This window comes from Nonomuraea sp. NPDC049421, from assembly GCF_040677005.1.
GTDB classification, from domain to species: Bacteria; Actinomycetota; Actinomycetes; order Streptosporangiales; family Streptosporangiaceae; genus Nonomuraea; species Nonomuraea salmonea.
Map to the genome: position 1 here is coordinate 61,306 of NZ_JBFAQA010000028.1, position 18,390 is coordinate 79,695.

The window sequence follows — 18,390 nt, forward strand, 5'->3', positions numbered from 1 at the left end:
TCCAGCACCGCCGCGCACGGGCCTTGTACCTGGCCATTTCCCCCGTATCGGGCGTCTACCCCTGACCGGCTCCGTTGCCGAGCGCGCGGCAGATGGTGGCCAGGCCGTACTCGAAGCCCTGCTCCACGTCGCCGCCGAGCCGGAAGTGCCCGCTCAGCTCCATGTTGATGAAGCCGGTGGCCCAGGCCGTCACCGTACGTGCGGCCTCCAGGGCGTGCTGCTCGCCGACGAGCTGCCCCGAGGCGCGCAGCACCGGTTCGGTCGTCCGGGCGAGCGACTCGGTCGAGGCGTCGAACATGAGCCTGAACCCCTCGGGAAAGGCATGGGCGAAGCGCCGGTAGCTGCGCATCAGCTCCTCCAGCGAGCCGTCGGTCGCCTCCGCCTGGGCTCTCAGGTCGTCGACGGTGGCCTCCGCGACGGCGGTCAGCAGCGCCGCGCGGTTGGCGACGTGCTTGTACAGGGACGGAGCGCGGACGCCGACCCGCTCGGCGACGTTCTGCATCGTCAGTCCCTGCCGGCCGACTTCCTCCAGCAACTCGCGTCCCGCGGCGACGATCTTGCTCAGCGAGGTCTTCTCGGGAGCCGGCACCCGTTCTTCCCTTCGTGAAAAGCTATTGACGTTAGCCATGATGGCTAACTACATTAGCCATTGAATCAGTTTCATACAGCCCCCGGAAGAGACCATGCGACTCGCACCTCATCTGCACCGCCTCGGCAACGACATCGTGGCCTGCTACCTCATCGACACCCCCGAGGGCATCACGCTGATCGATGCGGGCCTGCCGGGACACTGGCAGGACCTGCAGGACGAGTTGCGCGCCCTCGGCAAGACCGAGGCCGACATCCGCGGGCTCATCCTCACCCACGGCGACTCCGACCACCTCGGGTTCGCCGAGCGCCTGCGCAGCACCCATGGCGTGCCGGTGTTCGTGCACGCGGGTGACGCCGTGCGCGCCCGTACGGGAGAGAAGGGCAAGGTCGCGGTGGGTCCCATGCGGATCGGCCCCACGGCCGGGTTCTTCGCCTACTCCCTGCGCAAGAACGGCCTGCGCACCCGCTACGTCAAGGAGGTCACCGAGATCGCCGACGGGGACGTCCTCGACCTGCCCGGCAGCCCGGTCATCGTGGGCATGCCGGGGCACTCGCCGGGGAGCGTGGCGGTGCACGTCCCGATCGCCGACGCGGTCTGCGTCGGCGACGCGCTGACGACCCGCCACGTCCTGACCGGCCGCGTCGGCCCCCAGCCGGCCCCCTTCACCGACGATCCGGCCGAGGCCCTCGCCTCGCTCGACCGCATCGCCGGCTTGCGGGCGTCCTGGGTCCTGCCCGGCCACGGCGCCCCGTGGCACGCCTCGCCCGCCGAGGTCGCCGACGCCATCAGAAAGGCCTGATGACCTGGGCGGGCGGCCCGGGGCTCGGCCCGCCCGCCGCTCAGCCGGCGATCAGGGGCGGGCCGTCCTGGGCCTCCGGCTCCGGGCGGGGAGCGGTGAGGAGCTGGGCCAGGTGGGCGGCGATCGCGGTGATGGTGGGCTGCTGCCACAGCAGGGTCGCCGGGAGGCGGCAGCCGAAGCGCCGTTCCAGGCGGCGGCGGACCATGACGGTCATCACCGAGTCCAGCCCCTGCTCCACGAGCGGACGCCGGAGCGCCAGATCGTCGGGGTCCAGCCGCATCACGGCCGCGATCTCCGCGCGGACCTCGGGCTGCACACGCTCGCGCAGGTCCTCGGGTGACAGGCCGGTGAACGACTCGGCGGGGCCGCGCAGGTCGTCCTCCGCCGGGGCGGGCGCGTCGATCATCGGGTAGCGCAGGCCCGTGAGGTGGCCGAGCACGCGGCCGTCCACGTCGGCGATCAGCGTCCGTACGGTGTCCTCCGCCTCGGGGTCCATCGCCGCGTCGATGATCACCGTGGCCGGCGGCGTGCCGGTCAGGACCACCTCGTCGATCCGCACGACCATCCGCAGCACCGGATCTCCGGGGAACACGCAGGGCGCGACGGACATCGCCGCGTCCAGCGCCGCCGACCAGTTCCCCTGCTCCCCATGGACGGTGGCGCGGAGGGCGCCCTCGGCGCCGAGGAGGGCCCCGATCCTCCAGTCGAAGCCCGTGGACGGGACTCCGACGGAGGCCAGGCGCTGGTGGACGTAGCCAGGGTCGAGGGGGCGCAGGTCGCCGGCGTCCGGGAGGACGTCGGGCTTGACCTGGCGGGCGGCCGACACCTCGGCGGCGGCGTGCACGAGCCAGGCCGGGTCGGGCTCGCCGGGGGCCGCCGGGGTGCGGGCGGCGAGGCGGACGGCCGGGGGTTCGTGGACGACCTGGATCTCCCGGCGTTCCGCGGTCATCAGGGGATGCAGCATCTCCACGCCGGTCAGCGTGACGTCCTCGTCCGATCCCTGGGCGGCCGCTCGCAGGAACGTGTTGACCAGGACGGCGGCCGGCACGATCTCGACGCCGTTGAGCGCGTGGCTGCCCGGGTAGGGGCGGCCGGCGTCCTGGAGGCTGGTGCGCCACACGCGGACGTCGCTGCCGGCGACGCTGGTCACCGCGCCCAGCAGGGTGTGGGAGTCAGCGTCGTGGCCCGGGTGGTCGTTCGAGGTGGACGGGTCGCGCCAGTGGCGGCGGTGCTGCCAGGCGTACGGGGGCAGCGTGGTCAGGCCGCCGGACGGCTGGAGGCGCCGCCAGTCCACCTCGACGCCGTGGCAGTGGGCGGTGCCGACCGCGATCTCGAAGGTGGACAGCTCGGGCTGGTTGCGGCGCAGGGTGGTGCCGGCGAAGACGTCCTCGTAGCCGTGCTCCGACAGCGTCTCGGTGACCGAGTGCGTGACCACGGGGTGCGGTGAGATCTCCAGGAACACGCGGTGGCCGTCCTCGGCGGCGGCCGCCGTCGCCGCGGCCAGCCGTACGGGGTCGCGCAGGTTGGCCGCCCAGTACGCGCTGTCCAGCACCGGTGTGGACCGGGGGTCGGGCAGCGTGGTGGTGTACATGGGGATGCGCGGCGCGCCGAACGCGAGCCCGGCGGTGGCGGCGGCCAGCTCGACGGCCAGCGGCTCCATCTGCGGGCTGTGGAAGGCGACGTCGGAGGCGACCCGCCGGACGATGATGCCCTCGGCGGGCCACTCGTCCAGCACGGCCTCGACGGCGGCCGGGTCGCCGGACAGCACGGTCGATCCGGGCGCCGACGCGATGGCCGCCACCAGGTCGGTACGCCCGGCCAGCCGCTCCGACGCCTCCTCGAACGACAGCCCGACCATGGCCATGGCCCCCTTGCCCGCGGCCTGGCGCAGCAGGCGGGAGCGGCGGCAGATGAGGCGGGCGCCGTCGGCGACGCTCATGGCGCCGGCGGTCACCGCGGCGGCGATCTCGCCGACCGAGTGCCCGATAACGGCCACGGGTTCGACGCCGTAGGCGTTCCAGAGCCGGGCGAGGCCGAGCTGCATGACGAAGATCATGGTCTGGACGCGGTCGATGGCGTCGAGGTCGCCGTCGGTCAGGACCCGGCGGGGCGAGAACCCGATCTCCTCGGCGAAGATCGGCTCGACCTCGTCGACCAGCGCGGCGAACTCCGGCACGGCCAGCAGCTCACGCCCCATCCCGCGCCACTGGCACCCCTGCCCGGCGAACACCCACACGGGCCCGGGCCCGAGGTCAGGCAGCACGTCCCCGGTGATGACGGTCTCGGCGGGCACGTCGTCGGCGAGCCGCCGCAGAGCGGCGACGAGGTCGTCCCGCCCGGCGGCGGTCACGACCGCACGGCGGGCCAGGTGGGTACGGCGCAGCGCCAGCGTGTGCCCGACCGACGCCGGACCGGATCCGGCCTCGAACGACGCCGGCCCAGCCCCGCCGGACGCCGAGCCGGGCCCGGACGACGCCGGACCGGGGCCGGTCTCGATGTGGTCGGCGAGGCGGGCCGCGTACCCGCGGAGGGCCTGGGTGGAGGCGGCGGACAGGGGGAAGAGGCGCTCGCCCGCATCCCCTTCCTCGGGTCGCTCTTCGACGGGAGGCGCCTGTTCGAGGAGGATGTGGGCCACCGTGCCGCCGTAGCCGAAGCTGGAGACGCCCGCCCTGCGGGGGTGGTCGCGGGTCGGCCAGGCGGTGGGCTCGGTCACCACGCGCAGGCCCGAGCTCTCCCAGGGGATGGCCGGGTTCAGGGTGGTCAGGACGGTCGGCGGGATCTCGGCGCGGTGCAGGGCGAGCACGGCCTTGATGACGCCGGCGATGCCGGCCGCGCCTTCGAGATGGCCGATGTTCGACTTGACCGAGCCGATGAGGCACGGGTCGCCGGCGGGACGGGCGGCGCCGTAGACGGCCGACAGCGCGGCGGCCTCCAGCGGGTCGCCGAGCCGGGTGCCGGTGCCGTGGGCCTCGACGTAGTCGACGGTGGACGGCTCGACCCCGGCCTGGCGGCAGGCGCGGGCCATCACGTGCTCCTGGGCCTCGCCGCAGGGCGCCATGATGCCGTTGGTGTGGCCGTCCTGGTTGACGGCGCTGCCGATGACGAGCGCGAGGACGCGGTCGCCGTCGCGCCGCGCGTCGGACAGCCGCTTGAGCACGACGACGCCGCAGCCCTCGCCGCGCCCGTAGCCGTCGGCGGCGGCGTCGAAGGACTTGGAGCGCCCGTCGGGCGCGAGGGCGCCCGCGGTGCCGAGGGTGAGGGTCTGGCCGGGCGTGGCGAGCAGGTTGACGCCGCCGGCCAGGGCGACGTCGCTCTCGCCGAGCCGCAGGCTCTGCGCGGCGAGGTGGAGGGCGACCAGCGACGCCGAGCAGGCGGTGTCGATCGCCATGCTGGGGCCGCGCAGGTCGAGGGAGTAGGAGACGCGGTTGGCGACGGCGCAGGTGGCGGCGCCGATCCCGGTCCACGCCTCGATCTGGGGCAGGTCTTCGAGCAGCCGGCCGCCGTAGTCGGCGGTGCAGACGCCGACGAACACGCCGGCGTCGGTGCCGGCCAGCGTGTGCGGCGGCACGCCCGCGTGCTCCAGGGCCTCCCACGCGGTCTCCATGAGCAGGCGCTGCTGCGGATCCATCAACTCGGCCTCGCGCGGCGACAAGCCGAAGAACTCGGCGTCGAAGCCGTCGATGTCGCGCAGGAAGCTGCCATGACGTACGGCGTCGCGCAGCGCGGCGGCGTCCTCGGGGCTGCGCCGCTCGTACGGGCGCCACCGGTCGTCGGGCAGCGGCGCGGTGGTGTTACGCCCGGCGCGCAGCAGGTCCCAGAACTCGTCCGGTGCGTGCACGTCGCCGGGCAGGCGGCAGCCGATGCCGATCACCGCCACGGGTTCTGGACGGTCTGCGCGGGGGCTGTCGGCCATGCGCGTCGGTTTCCCTTCGGTGTTCAGAGCCATTGAGGGGTGTCGATGATCTCGATGACGGCGCCGGAGACGGTCACGCCGGGCCCGGTGCCCAGCATGAGCAGGTGGTCGCCTGGGCCGAGCCGGCCGGTGAGGAGCAGGTGGTCGAGGGACAGGACCTGGTCGGCGGCGCCGCAGTGGCCGATGGTGCGGCCGTAGTCCCAGGTGGAGCGGGACATGGGCAGGTCGAGCAGGACCATGCAGCGCTGCTCGACGATCTCCCGCGAGTAGTTCATGAACGCGACCCTGGTGAGGTCGGCGGCCTGGATGCCGCTCTCGGCCAGCAGTCGTTCGACGACCTCTTCGAGGGCCCGCTGGATGGAGAACAGCGCGGCGGTGGCCTCGCCGGTGGGCATGACCTGGCGGCGGAACTGGTCGTTGCGGGCGGCGAAGCTCATCTTCCTGCCGACGGTGACGCCGGGCGGGAAGAGGGGTTCGCTGCCCCGGTGCAGTTCCTCGGCCTCGGTCACGGTCGTCGTGCAGACGGACGCCAGGCGGGCGAAGCCGGGCTCCCTGGTCAGGACGAGTGCGGCGGCGGCGTCGCCGCCGATGTAGCCGGGGCCCATGCGCCAGCGGTCCATGAGCGGGGTGCCGTAGTTGTCGGCCGCCACCAGCAGGGCAGCGGTCTGGGCGGGGTCGGCGTGCAGGTGGCCGGCCGCGAGCTGGAGGGCGATGAACATGCCGTTGCAGCCCTGCCGGATCTCGGTGGCCAGGGCGTCGCCGCCGACGAGGTGGCGTTGCAGGTAGGAGTGCGGTGGCCAGCCGTCGGGGCCCTGGTGCCAGGTGGAGGCGTACAGGAGGAGGCCGAGGTCGCCGGGCGCGCGGCCGCTGCGCTTGAGCGCGCTGCGCGCCGCGTGCAGGGCCATCTCCGGCGCCGGCGTGTCGCCGGCCACGGCCGCGCCGCCGAGCTGGTGCAGGTCGGCCTCCTCGGCCGGGTACCAGCCCTTGGCGACGGCCTTCTCGACGCTGACGACGGTGCGCGGGAGGTAGGTTCCCACGCCGCCGATGTAGGTGTCCGCGTACCGCATGCCTGCTCCCCGCTAGACGGATTCGAGTTCGGTGACCATCGCGGCGATGGTGGCGACGTCGCGGAAGTTCTCGGGGTCGAGCTTGGCGGCGGGGACGGGGACGCCGAGGTCCTTGCGGAGGTGGTTGAGCAGCCGCGCGGTGCGCAGGGAGTCGAGCAGGCCGGAGGCGAGCAGCGGGGTGGTCGCGTCGATGGTGAGGTCGTCGCCGTCCTGGACGAGGTTGTCCTGGATGAAGGCGATCAGCTTCTCGGTGAGGTTCTCGGTGAGCTCGGTCATGCGCGGGTTTCCTTCGTGACGGGGCGGGGGGAAAGGACGCGGAAGGCCGCCGCGGCGACGGAGGTGCCGGAGCCGAACCCGACCATGAGCAGGTGGTCGCCGGCCTTGAGCCCGCCGGTCGCGAGCAGGTGCTCGAAGGCGATGAACTGGTCGACCGCGCCGCAGTGGCCGACACGCCGCCCGTAGTCCCAGGTCGTCTGGTCCTCCTCGATGCCCAGCCAGGACATCTGCCCGTCGAGGTCCTCGCGCCTGCCGTGCGGGAAGGCCACCCGCGTGATGTCGCCGAGCTCGATGCCGGCCTCGTCGAGGGTCTGCTCGACCTGCTGCATCATCGTCTTCTGGATGGTCAGGTGGATGCCGGTGCCCTGCTTCTCGAGCAGCTTCTGGCGGAACTCCTCGTGCCGGTCGGAGAAGCTGAGCCCGCGCCCGACGGTGGCGTCCGGGGGGAACAGCGGGTAGGCGCCGTCGTTGACCGCGTCGGCCTCGGGGATCACGGCGACGTTGACCGACAGGAGCTCGGCCATGCCGTACTCCTTGCCGAGGATCATCGCGGCGGCGGCGTCGCCGATGAGCGCGCCGGGGGTCATCCGCCAGCGGTCCACGAGCGGGGTGCCGTGGTTGTCGGCGGAGACGACCATCGCCGTCTCGCGCGCGTCGTCGGCGCGCAGGTAGCTCGCGGCCAGCTCCAGCGAGCTGATCATGCCGACGCAGCCGCTCCTGATCTCGAAGGCGGGCACGTGGCCGCCGAGCAGGTGCTGCTGCAGGTAGTGCTGGGGCTGCCAGCCGTTCGGGCCCTGGTGCCAGACCGACGGGTAGAGCAGCAGGTCGAGGTCGCGGGGCGCGGACTCGTCCCAGCGGTCGTAGGCGTCGAGGACGGCGAGCCGCGCCATCTCGGGCGCCGGCATGTCTCCTGCCACGGCCGCGCCGAGCTGCCGGTAGCGCTCCGCCTCCTCCGCCGGGTACCAGCCCTGGCGGACCGCGTGCTCGACGCTCACGCTCTCCGGCACGTGGACGCCGAGGCTTCTGACGAACATATTCGAGGTACGCACACGTCCCCTTTACTCATCGACGATCCCGGACAACGGCCTTCGGGCACGGGAAGGCGGCCGCTGCTGAATGGCGCGGGGTCCGGGGATATCAAGGGCCCGCCCGGTGGGTGATTGACCGTGAAATGGGATGGCGGGCCGTTTTCACGGCAAGGATAGGGGCGGCCCGCCGGGCGAGGCAATGGCGGTGTCCAGTATTTGGTCGGCGACATATCGTGACCGGCGCCGGACGGAACGTATTGCATTACCGGCGCTTTTCCACGGCGTTTCGCCGAATGCAATTCGGAATGCGTGCGGCGCCGGGCCCGCGCCTTTCCGCGCGAGCCCGGCGCGGCGGTCTCAGCCGAGCACCCTGGTGCAGGTGACGCCGTTCATCTTGAACTGGGCGGGCGGGTTGTTCGAGCCGGTGGCGGTGGCCGAGAAGCCGAAGCTCTGGCTGGAGCCGGGGCCGATGTAGGTGTTGTGTCCCGCGTCGCGGGCGGTCACCTGGGCGCCGGTCTGGGTGACGGTGGCGTTCCATGCGGTGCTGATCGCCTGGTTGCCCGGCCAGGTCCAGGTGATGGTCCAGCCGGTGACGGGGGTGGTGCCGGTGTTCCTGACGGTCACGCTGCCGTTGAAGGCGCCGTTCCACGCGCCGGTCGCGTAGGTGACCTCGCAGGAGGTGCCCAGTTGCAGGCCGCCGCGCAGGAACGTGGTGAAGTTGCCCCACGTGGCGTTGAGCGTGCCGACGCGGACGGTCTCGCCGCAGTTGGCGGTGGTGCGGACGGTCTCGGCGCCGTACTGGGCGGGGTCCATGATCTGGTCCATCATGTGGTCGGCCTCGGGCACCGAGACGAAGGTGGCGCGCCCGCACTGTGCCTTGATGCGGCTGAAGAGCAGCTCGCTCTGCCCGTGCGGCACCAGGAAGTCGGCCTGGCCGTGCAGGAACAGCAGCGGCGGGTCGTTGGCGTCGACGTACGTCATGGGGTTGGCCTGCGCGACCGTCCCCGGGCACGTCTGGATCGCGCAGCCGACCAGCAGCGACTCGGGAGAGGCCGGCGAGTTGTGGTCGAGGCCGCCGCCCGGCAGGTTCTGGGCGTTCATCTGCAGGAAGTCGGTGGGGCTGTAGAAGGCGAGCCCGGTCTGCACGGCGCTGGAGACACCGGTGACGCCGATGTTGCCTTCGAGCGCGGCGACGCCGCCGGAGAAGACCGCCATCTCGGTCAGCCAGCCGCCGGACGAGTCGCCCGCGATCGCGAAGCGGTTGGGGTCGATCCCGTACGTGGCCGCGTTGGCGCGCAGCCACCTGATGGCCGCCTTGATGTCGTGCACCTGGGCGGGGAAGATCGACTGGGTGCTGTTGCGGACGCTGACGCCGGCCACGGCGAAGCCGAGCGGGTTGAAGATGGCGGCGATCGCGTCGGCGCCCGCCTTGCCGTCGTCGCTGCTCCAGGCCGAGCCGGTGTGCCAGATGAGCAGCGGCCTCGGCGCGGTGCCGGTGTCGGGGATGTAGAGGTCGAGCAGGTGTCCTCGGCTGCCGGCGGGCTGCGCGGGTGCGTACGCGATATCGGTGACGACCTGCGCTGCGTGCGCCGGCCGGGGTAAGGCTGCTGAGAGACCGACGGCTGCCAGCAGGGCCATCGCCATGCAGACGATCGTGGCCGTGCGGGGTCGAGCGTGCATGGTGCGGCTCCGGATGATCGGCTCACTCGATATGGGCGGCGCCGACCATATGACACCGGAGCGAGAATGGTCAAAGTTTTCCCGCCCGCCCCCAATGCAACGATAAACCTGCATAAATCGTACTTAAGCACCAAGATCAGCACGGGAGCGCACAGGCGGTCGGATACCCGCCCCCGAGGCGTTCGGCGGCTGTTTTCCTACATCCCGAAACAGTGACGCTGACATTACCAGCGGTGATCATGCCGGAAAAGGGCTGGGAAAGGCTGCTGTTGAATCGTGCCTGACAATTCTCACGGTGCTCGGTAAGTGATATTGTCCGGCGTCATGATCCCCCCCAGTCCCAGGAGGACGAATGCGTAAGGCCCGCGCAGTTGTCAGCACCACCATCATGGCGCTCGCACTGTCGCTGACGATCGGCGCCACTCCGGCACAGGCCACCACCCAGCTCGTCGGCGTCTTCAAGAACCAGTCGGACTGCGAGCGGGTCGGCCGCCAGGGCGTCGCCCAGGGCTGGTGGCACGCCTACAAGTGCGAGTGGGAGAGCCGCTACCGCTACTACTTCCTCTATACCTGACGCACGCGACCGCCCCGGCCCGTGGGGACGGACCGGGGCGGCAGGGACGGCAGGGCGGATGCCGTTCAGGGCGTGGGGATGCGCAGCCGTGCGCCCTCGTCTCCCGGCGCGGTGCCGAGCGCGCCGGGCCGGTGACGGGCCAGCAGGTCGAGGCCGAGGCGGGCGCGGCGCACCCGTTCGCGGGAGAGCGCCACGGTGGTGGGCAGCAGGTGGGTGCCCGCCGGGTAGACGTCGGGCGCGTTGCGCAGGCCGAACTTGACGTGCACCGGCGCGGCGACCTCGACGAGGGTGGGCAGTTCGTAGTGGCGGACGAAGCCGCCGACGTTGTCGGGCGCCTCCACGTACACGTCGAGCGGGATGTCCACGGCGGCGCGGATCGCGGCGACCTGCGCGAGCGTCAGGTCGGTGGGCAGGTTGAGGCTGTCGGCGCCGAGGTCCTCCAGCACGCGCGCGGACTCGGGGTTGGCGGCGGGCAGCATGACCGAGACCTTGGCCTGCATGTCGGGCGGCAGGTGCCCGGCGGCCCTGAGCCTGCCGAAGATCGACAGCACGCCGAGGTCGGCGATGAGCACGCTGCGGAAGCCGTGCTCGGCGGCCCGCAGGATCTCGTCGAGCACCGCCGCGACCTGGTCCTGGCCGCGCGCGGCCGGCGCGAGGATGGAGCCGGCGGGGCTGCGGGCCATCGCGGAGGCGTCCCAGCCCGCGCAGGGCCGGGCGAAGAGACTGACCTCGACGCCGGCTGAGGCGGCCAGTGCGGCCATCTCCCCCAGCTCGGCATCGGTGAGCAGGCCGACGCCGGTGCCCTGGGAGACGCGGGTGACCGGCACGTCGAGCGTGCGCGCGGCCTCCAGCACGGCCGCCAGGCACTCGGGACCCTCGACGCTGGGGATCTCCACGCGGTACTGCGCGCCGTCGGGGAACCGGCGTGACGAGGCGGGCAGGTCGTGCCGGTCGCCGTCCGGCAGCCCGAGCGCGGCCAGCAGCTCGGCGGGGCGCGGCAGGTTCGCGCTCATGACCGCACCGCCTCGACGTTGGCGCCGTCGCGGCGTTCCCAGCCGTCGCGTACGAGGTTGAAGTGCGCGTTCGTCCGGGGATGCGCGGCGCACGCCTCCTTGTCGAGGGCGACGCCGAGCCCCGGCGCGGTGGGCAGGGCGAAGGAGCCGTCGGCCGCGTCCACCTCGGGCGCGCCCCTCACGAGGTCCTTCACCCACGGGTCGGCGAAGTCGTTGGAGTGCTCCAGGATCTTGTGGTTAGACGAGGCCACGGCGAGGTGCACATTGGCCGCCGTCCCGACCGGGCCGCAGACGTCGTGCGGCGGGACCGGCTCCTCGATCCAGGCCGGATCGTACTCCTCGATGGCGCGGGCCACGCGGGCGGCCATCGCGGCGATCGTGTCGGGGTCGCGCTCGCCCTGGTACCAGCCGTTGGCGTAGGCGGGGGTGCGCTGCCTGAAGCGCCCGCCGAGCAGCTGGTGGACGGGCACGCCGAGGCTCTTGCCCATGAGGTCGTGGCAGGCCATGTCGATGGCGGCCAGGGCGGTCTGGGTGACCTCGCCGGCCCGGCCGTACTCCTCCCAGGAGAACCGCCACGCCAGATGCTGCACGTCGAACGGGTCGCTGCCGATGACGTAGCGGCGCGACATCTCCTCGACGCAGGCCAGCAGGGTGTCGGTCTTGTTCAGCATGCGCGCCTCGCCGAGGCCGCGCAGCCCGTCGTCGGTGGTGAGCTCGACGAACGTCAGCTCCCGCCACGGAGTGCCGACGACGATGGTCTCGACTTCGGTGATCTTCACTGTGTCTCCAAGGGATGAGCAGGGGGCTGCTCGGGGCAAGGTCAGCCCTGGCCGTCGGCGGTGGGCAGGGCGAGGAAGGCGCGCAGGTCCATGCGGGTCTGGACGAGGTGCTCGCGCATGGCCTCGGCGGCGGCGCGGGCGTCGCGCTCGCGTACGGCGGCCAGGATGCGGGCGTGCTCGTCCATGATGTCGTCCATCGAGCGCCCCCTGGCGAGGTGACCGCGCAGGCTGCGCAGCCGGCTCTCGTGCATGGGCTCGTCCATCGCCTCGATGAGGAAGCTGATCATCTGGTTGCCGCTCGCGGCGGCGAGCACGGCGTGGAAGCGCACGTCGGCCTGGTTGAACGACTCCTCGTCGGTGGCCTGCCGCATGGTGTCGTAGGCCAGCTCGAGCGAGGACAGCGCGGTGCGGGTGGCCTGCCGGGCGGCGAGCGTGGTGGCGTACACCTCCAGCGCCAGGCGTACCTCGACGAGTTCGAGCAGGTTACGCGGGTCGCGGCGCAGGGAGGCGGCGAAGAAGCCGCTCAGCGGGGCCGCGTTGGGGTGGGCGACCACGGGACGCCGGCCGCGGCGCACTTGGAGCAGGCCGCGGGCCTCCAGCGTGCGTACGCCCTCGCGTACGGTGAGCCGGCTGACGCCCATCGCGGTGGCCAGCTCGCCCTCCGACGGGAGGAACTGGCCTGGCTGCAGGTCCCCGTCGAAGATCAGCTCCTCCAGGTGCCGCACCACGCCCGCGGTGCGCGACTCGCCGTTCAGCTCAGTGTCATTGGCCATCGTTTCCCCTGCCGAGTCCGGCATGTCGGGCCCCGGGCCGTCCGGCTCCCTGCCACTGCTCGACCTACTCACGACCAGGACTTTCGCACATATCTGATAAGTTCACAACGCACTGCTGACACTACAAGCCGATAAAGCACTGGCTTTGCCGAGATGTCGCACGTCACAGCCGCGCTGGAGGCGGCTAGGTGCGCTCAGGCCCCTTGCATAGTTATCTGATAAGTGCCACTGCCTGCTGGCCGCCGACGTCACCTACACCCCCGACTTCACCTCGAAGGGCCTGTACCGGGACATCACCGCCAGGATCGCCACGCTGTCCTTCGCCGATCAGCTCACCCCGTCGCACGTGCAGCTCGGCACCCGCGACGGGCGCGAGTACACCGTGCCGCACACCATCGGCACGTCCGCGATCTTCCAGAACGACGTGCTGCTGAAGCGGGCCGGCATCGACCCCGCGGCCCCGCTCACCAGCCTGGAGCAGCTCGCGGAGAACGCCCGCAAGGTCGCCGCGCTCGGCGACGGCGCCATCGGCATCTCCTCCTCCTGCCGCGCGCCCGACGCCGCCTGGGACTTTTTCGCCTGGTCCCTCGGCGACGAGGCGCAGGTCGAGGTGTACGCCAAGAGCGGCCGGCTCAGGCTCCGCGGCGACCTGGCGGAGAACAAGTACGCCGCCGCCGACCCGCGCGGTCCGGGACGCAGTTCACCCTGCCGATCGCGCTGGTGAGCCTGCGCAGCGGCGAGTTCGGCGCGATCGACCTCGGCGCGCTGCAGGCCGGCATCGTCGTCGCGGCGCTGCCCTGCATGGTGCTGTTCCTGCTGCTGCAGCCGCATTACGTACGTGGCCTCATGTCCGGCTCGGTACGCGGCTGACCATCACCTGTTCGAAGGAGAGTTACGCACGATGCCCGCCGGCCGCGCCTACACCGAGACCTGTGCCGGGGTGGCGTCGGTGACGGTCGCCTGGCGGCTGCTGCTCGCGACCGGCGAGTCCCGCTACGCCGACGTCGTCGAGCGCACCCTGTACAACATCGTCGCGACCGCGCCCTCCGACGACGGCAAGGCGTTCCACTACGTCGACACGCTGCACCGCCGCAGCCTCAGCGTGGAGCCTGACCCCGGCCGGCCGAGCCTGCGCCGCACCGACGGCATGCGCGCCGCTTCGTGCCCTACCACCGCTGGGGCAACAGGGGCCCGTCCGCGATGCGCGTCTGGACGCCCGCCGTCTAGGACGCGTCCCGCCGGCTGAGCGACAGGCCGTGCTCGTCGGCGAACGCCCGGCGGCACAGCCCATTGCAGAAGCCGTACCGGACGCCCTCGTGCACCAGGGTGAGCGCCGGGTCGTCTAGCGTCACGGCCATGCCGCAGACCGGATCGATCGTCTCCGTCTTCTCGGCGTCCTTGTCCCGGTACGGGCGGGAGACCAGCTCCATGAGGTCCATGCTGCTCATCTCCCTGCCGAAGATGCCGATACCGCCCTCGGTGACGCCCTCCAGCAGGACGACCGCGTGCGGCTCGCGCTCCAAGCGCCCAGGGTCGCGGCCGGCGGCCCGTTCCGTCTCGGCCAGCACTCCGGTGACGATGCGCGGGATGGGCTCGCACATGTCCTTGCGCCACGACGCGGGGACGGTGACGCGGACGAGGTAGCGCGGCGGGTCGGCGGGGGCCTGCCGGTCGCCGAGCACCCAGGTGGCGGGCTCGTGCACCAGGACCTGGGTGATCGTGCGCTGGGCGTCGATCACCTCCTTGGCGTGGCTGCCGTCGTCCTCGACCATGAGCGTGTCGATGAGGCGGCGGCCCAGCTCCTGCTGCTCCTGCTCGCTCAGGGCTCCTTTGGGTACGTACACGTCGATCAGCAACATCCCGCGAGTCTCCCCTTCGTCTGGTGGCTCCGTCACTTCCCACCATGCCCCCTAGGGGTATCAGGGAACATCCTCCTGAAGGAGGAGTGCCGCGTACCGCAGGGGTTGTAGCGGGTCAGCGGTCGGCGAGATCCCGTACGCCGGTGGGCCCGGAACGGATCACCCAGAACCCGTCGCCGCCGCCGATCACGTCGGAGCGGGCCCGGAGACGCTCGACGTCCACGTCGTCCGACAGCCGCACCGCGCGCAGGTCGGAGGTCGTGAAGTCGTCGAGGAACAGGCACACCGTGTCCTGGCTCAGCGCGACCTCGCGGCTCAGCCGGTCCCTGACGGCGGCGAGCACCCAGGCGAGGGCGTGCGCGACGAGCGTGCGGGTGCCTTCGTGCAGGCCGTGCAGCTCGTCGATCAGCGCGTCGGGCCACAGGCCAAGCCGTCCTGCGTCATTCTGGCCCGGGGCGAGCATCACGATCCTCCTCCGCGCGGGCGAGGTGGGCGATGGTGGCGCGGCGCGGCCTCCTCCGGGCGCAACCGCAGGTCACTTGACGGCGGCCAGATTGACGATCACATACTTGTCGCCACGCCTGAACACGACGAGATCGTCCCCCGGAGCCGCGCGGTACCGGATGCTGGTGTCCACACCTTTGACGACGACCGTGGCCTTGGTCGTGACGTCGTGGACCAGGGCGCGGCCGGGCGGGTACGCCACGGCGAACCGGTCACGCAGCAACGGCTGAGGAGGCATCCCCGTCGCATCCACCGCGCCCTGCGCACGGCCGTCGCGCCCCTGCACCCGCGCCGGGAACGAGCCGTCCGCCCGCACGATGCAGCGGGTGACGCCGCAGGCCACGGCGGAACCCGGGCCGGGCGCTCGGCGGGTCTCCCCCGTCTCGACGTTCTTGACCGACTGGTACGGCGTCTGCCTGGGATCGAAGGGACCGGGCGAGCCCGGTGACCAGCCCGGCACGTGAGGGCGGCGGCAGGACGGCCGACGCCACCCGCCGCACCTTGCCCCCACCCACCGGCACGGCCCAGAAATCGGCGGTCCGCTTCTTGCCGCCACGCGCCGTCCACCAGGCGATCCGGCCGTGGCCCGCGGTGAAGCCGGCCGGGAAGAGCGTGGTGCCCTTGGGCAGCGGGACGTCGGCGAGCTTCACCGTCTTGCCGCTGCGAAGGTGGCGGACGTACAGGCTCTTCCCGGCGGTCAGGAGCAGCCTGGTGGCATCCAGCATGAGCCGCGGCCGCACCTGCCCACCACCGGGCAGGCGCCGCGGCACCTCATGCACGGCCTTCTCCAGGGGTTCGGCGGCCCGAGTGGAAGCGTCAGTCGAGGAGTTCGACGTAGCCGTCGGTGCCGTGGACGCGGATGCGCTGGCCGTCGCGGATCAGGTGGGTGGCGCGGTTGACCGCCACGACGGCGGGCAGGCCGTACTCGCGGGCGATGACCGCCCCGTGCGTCATGAGGCCGCCCACCTCCGTCACCAGTCCGGCGACCGCGACGAACAGCGGGGTCCAGCTGGGGTCGGTGTAGGCGGTGACCAGGATGTCGCCCTTGTCGAGCCTCGCCTGGGCCATGTCGGTGACGACGCGGGCCCGGCCCTCGACGGTGCCTGCTGAGACGGGCATGCCGGGCAGTGCGCCGGGCGGGAGGTCGGCGCGGCGGTACTGGCCGGTGAGCGCCTCGCCGTCGGACGTCATGACGCGGGGCGGGGTGAGCGTCTGGTGGGTGCGGAACGCCTCGCGCCGCTCGCGGATGAGCGCGGCGTCCGCTTTGCCGGTGCGGGCGGCGTCCCGCAGCTCGTCGAAGCGCAGGAAGTACAGGTCGGACGGCTCGCGCAGCACGCCGGCCGCGACGAGCCTGCCCGCCTCGCCGAGCAGCGCCTGCTTGTAGACGAAGTAGCGGCTGATCATGCCGAACTTGGGGTATTCGCGGTAGCCGGTGAAGGTGCGGACGCGGTCGATCATCCGCTTGGCCTCCCCGGCCTTGTGCTCGCCGTCCGGCAGGGCGCGCAGGCGGGTCAGGACGTCCTGCTCCTTGCGCCGCGCCTCCTCCAGGCCGCGCTCGAAGTGCTGCTTTCCCGCTCCGGGCGGGAAGCCGGCGACGTTGCCGAGGAGGGTGGGCAGCAGTTCGACGGGGTTCTCGCTCCAGCGGGTCCTGGTGATGTCGATCTCGCCGGCGCAGCGCATGCCGTACGTGTCGAGGTAGGCGACGATGGCGTCGCGGGCCTCGGGGCCGCCGGGCAGGCCGGCCAGCTCGCCGAGGAAGGCGGCGCCCTCGGGGCGCTCGTCGGCGACGCGGTCGAGGAACGCGACGACCTCGGCGTGCGGGCGGACGACGTCGGCGACGTCGAGCAGGGCGAGCCCCATCTCGGCGGTGACGTTGTGCGGGACGGACTGGGAGAGCACGTTGGCCGCGTTCTTCTCGCCGAGCCACTCTTCGAGGTGCTCGTTGAGCCAGACGGCGGCGTTCATGCCGGCCATGATCACCTGCGTGCCGCGCGGGTCGAACAGCAGCCGCCGCAGCTCGCCGAAGTCGTCATGGATGAAGTCGAGCAGCTCGGGTCCGGTCAGGCCGGCGATCTCGCGCCGCAGGGCGGCCACCGAGTCCGCGTTGCGCCTGATCAGCTCGGTGACGATGGCCGGGTCGGTCTCGATGGCGTCGCCGGGGTCGCCGAGAGTGGGCGGCAGGTCGGTGCCGGGGGCGTCCTCCGACAGCGGGATGAAACCGCGGTCGAGCACGGTCTGGACGGCGTCCAGGAACAGCGGGTCCGACTTGCCCAGCATCTCCAGGAACGGGGTGCGGGCGGCGGTCGCCAGGAGGGGAGTGGCGTCGACGAACAGCCGCCCGCCCGCCTCCTGCATCGGCCGCGGCGTGGTGAGCTGCCACACCGACAGGCCGAGCGGGCGCATGGCGTCGGTCATCATCTGCTGGTGGCCGACGGAGAGGTAGAGGTGCGGGCCCTGGTCGCCGGCGTCGGGAATGGGGAAGAGGGTGGTGATGGCCCGGCTCTGCACGATGTGGAAGCCGTCGCCGGTCAGGCACCACTCGATGTCCTGAGGGCGGCCGAAGTGCGCCTCGATGCGCCGGCCGAGGCGTACGAGCTCGACGGCCTGCTCGTCGGTGAGCGCCGGAGCGGTCTGGCGCTCGGGCTCGACCGGTACGTCCCGCGTGCCGCCGTCCCGCGCCGCCAGCACGGCGTGGGCCTTGGTGGCGACCTGTACGGTCAGCACGCGGTCGTCGCGGACGGTGTAGGCGTCGGCGGGGACCTGGCCGGAGACGAGCGCGTCGGCGAGCCCCCACACGGCCTCCACCGTGGCGACCTTCCTGTTGGAGGTGACGGGGTCGGCGGTGAACAGCACACCGGCCGCCTCCGGGGCCACCATGCGCTGCACGACCACGGCCATCTGCACCCTGCGGTGGTCGAAGCCGTTGCGGGCGCGGTAGGTGACCGCACGCTCGGTGAACAGGGAGGCCCAGCAGCGCCGTACGTGCCGCAGGACCTCCTGGGGGCCCGTGACGTTGAGGTAGGAGTCCTGCTGGCCGGCGAAGGACGCCGTCGGCAGGTCCTCGGCGGTGGCGCTGGAGCGTACCGCGCAGGGGGTCTGCTCGCCGAGCCGGGCGAGCGCGGCGGTGATCTCGGCGGCGAGGTCCTCGGGGATCGTGACGTCCTCGACGGCCCGGCGCACGGCGGCGCTCAGCTCGGCGATGGCCGCGCGGTCGTCGGGGTCGGCGGCGGCCAGCAGGTCGAGGTGCGGTTCGATGGCGGCGGCCACGACCCGCCGGTACGCGTCGGTGGTGACGCAGAAGCCGTCCGGCACGCGTACGCCGTCGACGCGGGAGAGCTCGGCCAGGTGGGCTCCCTTCCCGCCGGTGTGGGCGGCGTCGGTAGCGTCGGCCTGGTCGAAAGCCAGCACAAAAGGCACGTCCGTTGCTCCAGAGTGTCGTCGGGCGATGGGCAACGGGCAGTATGAACCATTTCCCGGTTTCTCATGAGGCGCGCTCATCTGCTATAAAGTGAAACTGGCCGGAGGTTTCCGCC

Annotated in this window: 18 protein-coding genes and 1 pseudogene; 6 read left to right on the forward strand and 13 right to left on the reverse strand. The window is 72.2% G+C overall.

Annotated elements, in window-relative coordinates:
- Window positions 1-55 precede the first annotated feature (55 nt).
- Complete coding sequence (locus AB0K18_RS37215) at window positions 56-589, reverse strand: WHG domain-containing protein (protein WP_364924342.1); 534 nt, start codon at window positions 587-589, stop codon at window positions 56-58.
- 94 nt (window positions 590-683) lie between these two features.
- Here AB0K18_RS37215 and AB0K18_RS37220 point away from each other — a divergent pair, with 94 nt between their 5' ends.
- On the forward strand, window positions 684-1,391 hold the full coding sequence (locus AB0K18_RS37220) for an MBL fold metallo-hydrolase (RefSeq protein ID WP_364924345.1): 708 nt from the start codon (window positions 684-686) through the stop codon (window positions 1,389-1,391).
- A 40-nt stretch (window positions 1,392-1,431) separates the two neighbouring features.
- Here AB0K18_RS37220 and AB0K18_RS37225 read toward each other — a convergent pair whose 3' ends face one another.
- The 5 genes from AB0K18_RS37225 to AB0K18_RS37245 form a co-directional block, all read right to left on the reverse strand.
- The gene (locus AB0K18_RS37225; protein ID WP_364924348.1) at window positions 1,432-5,304 is read right to left on the reverse strand and encodes a beta-ketoacyl synthase N-terminal-like domain-containing protein; all 3,873 of its coding nucleotides are present in this window, start codon (window positions 5,302-5,304) and stop codon (window positions 1,432-1,434) included.
- A 23-nt stretch (window positions 5,305-5,327) separates the two neighbouring features.
- Complete coding sequence (locus AB0K18_RS37230) at window positions 5,328-6,371, reverse strand: ketoacyl-ACP synthase III family protein (RefSeq protein ID WP_364924350.1); 1,044 nt, start codon at window positions 6,369-6,371, stop codon at window positions 5,328-5,330.
- Window positions 6,372-6,383: 12 nt separating this feature from the next.
- A complete protein-coding gene (locus AB0K18_RS37235) occupies window positions 6,384-6,647 on the reverse strand; it encodes a phosphopantetheine-binding protein (RefSeq protein WP_364924352.1) in 264 nt (87 codons plus the stop codon).
- Window positions 6,644-7,696, reverse strand: a complete 1,053-nt coding sequence (locus tag AB0K18_RS37240; RefSeq protein ID WP_364924355.1) for a ketoacyl-ACP synthase III family protein — start codon at window positions 7,694-7,696, stop codon at window positions 6,644-6,646. The genes AB0K18_RS37235 and AB0K18_RS37240 overlap by 4 nt, the downstream gene beginning before the upstream one ends.
- Window positions 7,697-8,032: 336 nt before the next feature.
- Window positions 8,033-9,355 (reverse strand): cellulose binding domain-containing protein, encoded by a 1,323-nt coding sequence (locus tag AB0K18_RS37245; protein ID WP_364924358.1) that lies wholly within the window; start codon window positions 9,353-9,355, stop codon window positions 8,033-8,035.
- A 352-nt stretch (window positions 9,356-9,707) separates the two neighbouring features.
- On the opposite strand from AB0K18_RS37245, the gene AB0K18_RS37250 reads away from it, so the two are divergent.
- On the forward strand, window positions 9,708-9,929 hold the full coding sequence (locus tag AB0K18_RS37250) for a hypothetical protein (RefSeq protein WP_355426658.1): 222 nt from the start codon (window positions 9,708-9,710) through the stop codon (window positions 9,927-9,929).
- A 65-nt stretch (window positions 9,930-9,994) separates the two neighbouring features.
- Here the strand turns inward: AB0K18_RS37250 and AB0K18_RS37255 are convergent, their stop codons facing one another.
- From AB0K18_RS37255 to AB0K18_RS37265, 3 genes are read right to left on the reverse strand one after another with little or no spacing between them, the layout of a single operon-like run.
- On the reverse strand, window positions 9,995-10,942 hold the full coding sequence (locus tag AB0K18_RS37255; protein WP_364924361.1) for a U32 family peptidase: 948 nt from the start codon (window positions 10,940-10,942) through the stop codon (window positions 9,995-9,997).
- The gene (locus AB0K18_RS37260; RefSeq protein WP_364924363.1) at window positions 10,939-11,721 is read right to left on the reverse strand and encodes an enolase C-terminal domain-like protein; all 783 of its coding nucleotides are present in this window, start codon (window positions 11,719-11,721) and stop codon (window positions 10,939-10,941) included. The genes AB0K18_RS37255 and AB0K18_RS37260 overlap by 4 nt, the downstream gene beginning before the upstream one ends.
- 41 nt (window positions 11,722-11,762) lie before the next feature.
- A complete protein-coding gene (locus AB0K18_RS37265) occupies window positions 11,763-12,494 on the reverse strand; it encodes an FCD domain-containing protein (RefSeq protein WP_364924366.1) in 732 nt (243 codons plus the stop codon).
- Between the two features lie 346 nt (window positions 12,495-12,840).
- On the opposite strand from AB0K18_RS37265, the gene AB0K18_RS37270 reads away from it, so the two are divergent.
- The 4 genes and pseudogenes from AB0K18_RS37270 (at window position 12,841) to AB0K18_RS37285 (ending at window position 13,721) form a co-directional block, all read left to right on the forward strand.
- A complete protein-coding gene (locus AB0K18_RS37270) occupies window positions 12,841-13,218 on the forward strand; it encodes a hypothetical protein (protein WP_364924369.1) in 378 nt (125 codons plus the stop codon).
- Entirely contained in the window at window positions 13,215-13,364 is a 150-nt protein-coding gene (locus AB0K18_RS37275; protein ID WP_364924372.1) for a hypothetical protein, read from the forward strand. The genes AB0K18_RS37270 and AB0K18_RS37275 overlap by 4 nt, the downstream gene beginning before the upstream one ends.
- Window positions 13,365-13,395: 31 nt before the next feature.
- Window positions 13,396-13,581: pseudogene (locus tag AB0K18_RS37280) on the forward strand (beta-L-arabinofuranosidase domain-containing protein); the annotation flags it as partial.
- 74 nt (window positions 13,582-13,655) lie between these two features.
- Entirely contained in the window at window positions 13,656-13,721 is a 66-nt protein-coding gene (locus AB0K18_RS37285) for a hypothetical protein (RefSeq protein ID WP_364924571.1), read from the forward strand.
- Here AB0K18_RS37285 and AB0K18_RS37290 read toward each other — a convergent pair.
- From AB0K18_RS37290 to rph, 4 genes are all read right to left on the reverse strand, one after another.
- Complete coding sequence (locus tag AB0K18_RS37290) at window positions 13,718-14,353, reverse strand: hypothetical protein (protein ID WP_364924375.1); 636 nt, start codon at window positions 14,351-14,353, stop codon at window positions 13,718-13,720. The genes AB0K18_RS37285 and AB0K18_RS37290 overlap by 4 nt on opposite strands.
- 115 nt (window positions 14,354-14,468) lie before the next feature.
- A complete protein-coding gene (locus AB0K18_RS37295) occupies window positions 14,469-14,819 on the reverse strand; it encodes a hypothetical protein (protein WP_364924378.1) in 351 nt (116 codons plus the stop codon).
- Between the two features lie 69 nt (window positions 14,820-14,888).
- A complete protein-coding gene (locus AB0K18_RS37300) occupies window positions 14,889-15,317 on the reverse strand; it encodes a hypothetical protein (RefSeq protein ID WP_364924381.1) in 429 nt (142 codons plus the stop codon).
- 356 nt (window positions 15,318-15,673) lie between these two features.
- Window positions 15,674-18,274, reverse strand: coding sequence for a rifamycin-inactivating phosphotransferase (gene rph / locus AB0K18_RS37305; RefSeq protein WP_364924384.1), 2,601 nt, complete (start codon window positions 18,272-18,274; stop codon window positions 15,674-15,676).
- Window positions 18,275-18,390: the final 116 nt, after the last annotated feature.